The organism is Thermoflexus sp., assembly GCF_042408365.1.
In the GTDB taxonomy this organism is placed as follows: Bacteria; Chloroflexota; Anaerolineae; order Thermoflexales; family Thermoflexaceae; genus Thermoflexus.
The window spans coordinates 1-2323 of record NZ_JBHOQJ010000317.1; the positions used below are offsets into that span (position 1 = coordinate 1).

Below are 2323 nucleotides of genomic sequence, written 5' to 3' on the forward strand. Positions count from 1 at the left end.
CCCCACGGCTCTTCGGGCCGTGGGGAGGGGGATCCAGCGGGGTGGAGCCATTCACCCCTCCCACCGCGTGTCCTTAAAAACAAAGGGGGAAGCCGCTCCACCCGTTTTAGCGCGATCCGGGGCGCAGGCGGGGATGGCTCCGGAGCCAGCGGAGCCCTCCCGCTGTCAAGCCCTCCGGAAGGAACAACATAATCAGCACCAAAATCGCCCCAAAGGCGATGGCTTCGAATTCCCCCTGGGCATTGGGGATGACCCGATGCAGCTGGGTGCGCAACACTTCCTGAACCAGCAGGATCGTCAGCGCCCCGAACGGGGCCCCCCAGATGCTGGCCATGCCGCCTACAGCGGACATCACCACCAGCTCCAGAGAAGGACCGAACCCGAAGGTCGCCGGGATCACGGTGGTCTGGAAATGGGCGTAGAGGCTTCCGGCCAGGGCGGCCAGCGCCGCGCTGAGGGCGAAGACCTGGGCTTTATAATGGGGAACCGCCACCCCTATGCTCTCCGCGGCGAGCTCGCTGCCGTGGATCGCCCGCAGCGCTCGGCCCACCCGGGAGCGAACCACGTGGAGGCCCAGGGCGATCGCACCGAAGGCGAACAGCCAGACCAGGAAGTAATAGCGCCAGGCGGGCCAGAGGGTGATCCCCCCTACCCGCAGCCGAGGGATCCCCTGGATCCCATCGAACCCCCCGGTCAGGTTGAGATGGGGCAACCCCAGGTTCTCCCGGAGCAGGATGTAAACCACGATCCCCAAGCTCAAGGTGGCCATCGCCAGGTAATGGCCCCGCAGCCGAAGGATCGGCCGTCCGATCCCGTAAGCTGCCAGGCCCACCAAGAGGGCCCCGCTGAACATCACCAGCCACGGCCACCACCACCGCGCCGTCACTGCCGCCGGGATCCCCAGGGCGTGGCCCCGTACCGTTAGGATGGCGGAGAAGAAAGCCCCCATCCCATAAAACGCGGCCTGCCCCAGGGAGACCTGCCCGGCGTATCCCATCAGGAGGTTCAGCCCGACCAGGACGATCGTGAACAGGCCGACGCGGATCATCGTGTCCAGAGTCAGCAGGCCTCCGGTGAGGGCGGGCAAGGAAAGGCCCATGGGGCGGAATGCCTCCAACCCCCCGATCGCCAGGATCAGCGGGAGGCCGATGGCGAACCCCACGGCATGAGAGGGAAGAGCGATCCGCCGCATCTCGTTCCCCTCGTTCAAGCTCGCTCCGGTTCAACTTCCTCCCCGGCGAACCCCCGGGGGTGGAACAGCAGGACCAAGATCAGGACCACAAAGGCGAAGAGATCCTTGAAGCCGGCCATCGTGACCCCCGCCCATAGGTTCTCCAGCGCGCCCAGCAGGAGGCCGCCCAGCACGGCGCCTGGGAAGCTGACCAGACCGCCCATGATGGCCGCCACGAACCCCTTCAACCCCAGCTCCAGCCCCATGTCGTAAGTCACCCGGGTCGCTGGGCTCAGGACGATCCCGCCCATCGCACCGAGGATGGCGGCCATCCCGAAGGCGAATGCGCTCATGGTATCCACGCGGATGCCCATCAGCTGGGCGGCCAGGCGATTGACCGCGCAGGCCCGCATCGCCTTGCCGACGGTCGTGCGGCCGAAGAACAGCCCGAGGGCGAGCATCGTGGCGATCAACGTCCCCCAGATCCAGAGGCTCTGCGCCTTGATCCGCAGCCCTCCCAGGCGGAGCGTGGGATCCACCAATCCCAGGCTGGTGAAGGAGGGCAGGACCTTGGCATAGGGCCCCCACAATAAGAGGGCTGCCCCCTGGAGGGCGAGGTAAACGCCAACGGTGATGATGATCCGGGTCAGGGGGGAGGCGCGCCGTGCTGGATATAAGGTCAACCGTTCGATGATCATCCCCAGCGCCCCGACCATCCCCATCGCCAGCAGCGCCGAGAGGGCGAGGCGGAGGCCCGGGGCGGGAGGCCATCCTTGCTCATAGAAGGACACCGTCAGCATGGGGCCCAGCATCACAAAAGCCCCCTGGGCGAAGTTGATCACCCCCATCACCCGATAGACCAGGACGAAGCCCAGGGCGACCAATGCGTAGATGCTGCCCCCGCGCAATCCGTCCAGGGCGAACTGAAGATACTCAACGGCCCCGAAGCCGTGTTGCTGGCCCAGCAGGATCAACAGCGTGACCAGCCCCAGGGTCGCCCCGATGATCCCCCAGCGGCTCGCTTCCTCCCGTGTTCGAACGCGCTCTTCCCAGCGCCACCCTCGAAGCATGCGGGTTTCCTTTATGCTTCTTCCCGATTTGGTTTTGGTCCCCTGAGGGTTTAGGGGCGGGCCGGGCGCCAAAGGCGCCCGG

Annotated in this window: 2 protein-coding genes; both read right to left on the bottom strand. The window is 66.4% G+C overall.

Annotated elements, in window-relative coordinates; all coding sequences use genetic code 11:
• Positions 1 to 106: 106 nt before the first annotated feature.
• Entirely contained in the window at positions 107 to 1192 is a 1086-nt protein-coding gene (locus ACFMO5_RS14600; protein WP_376793483.1) for a branched-chain amino acid ABC transporter permease, read from the bottom strand.
• A gap of 14 nt (positions 1193 to 1206) precedes the next feature.
• Entirely contained in the window at positions 1207 to 2241 is a 1035-nt protein-coding gene (locus ACFMO5_RS14605) for a branched-chain amino acid ABC transporter permease (protein ID WP_376793484.1), read from the bottom strand.
• Positions 2242 to 2323 lie beyond the last annotated feature (82 nt).

What these genes read in the sequence shown, in the direction of transcription:
- ACFMO5_RS14600 (WP_376793483.1), bottom strand. Translation starts at nt 1,192, where the DNA reads ATGCGGCGGATCGCTCTTCCCTCTCATGCCGTGGGGTTCGCCATCGGC.
- ACFMO5_RS14605 (WP_376793484.1), bottom strand. Translation starts at nt 2,241, where the DNA reads ATGCTTCGAGGGTGGCGCTGGGAAGAGCGCGTTCGAACACGGGAGGAA.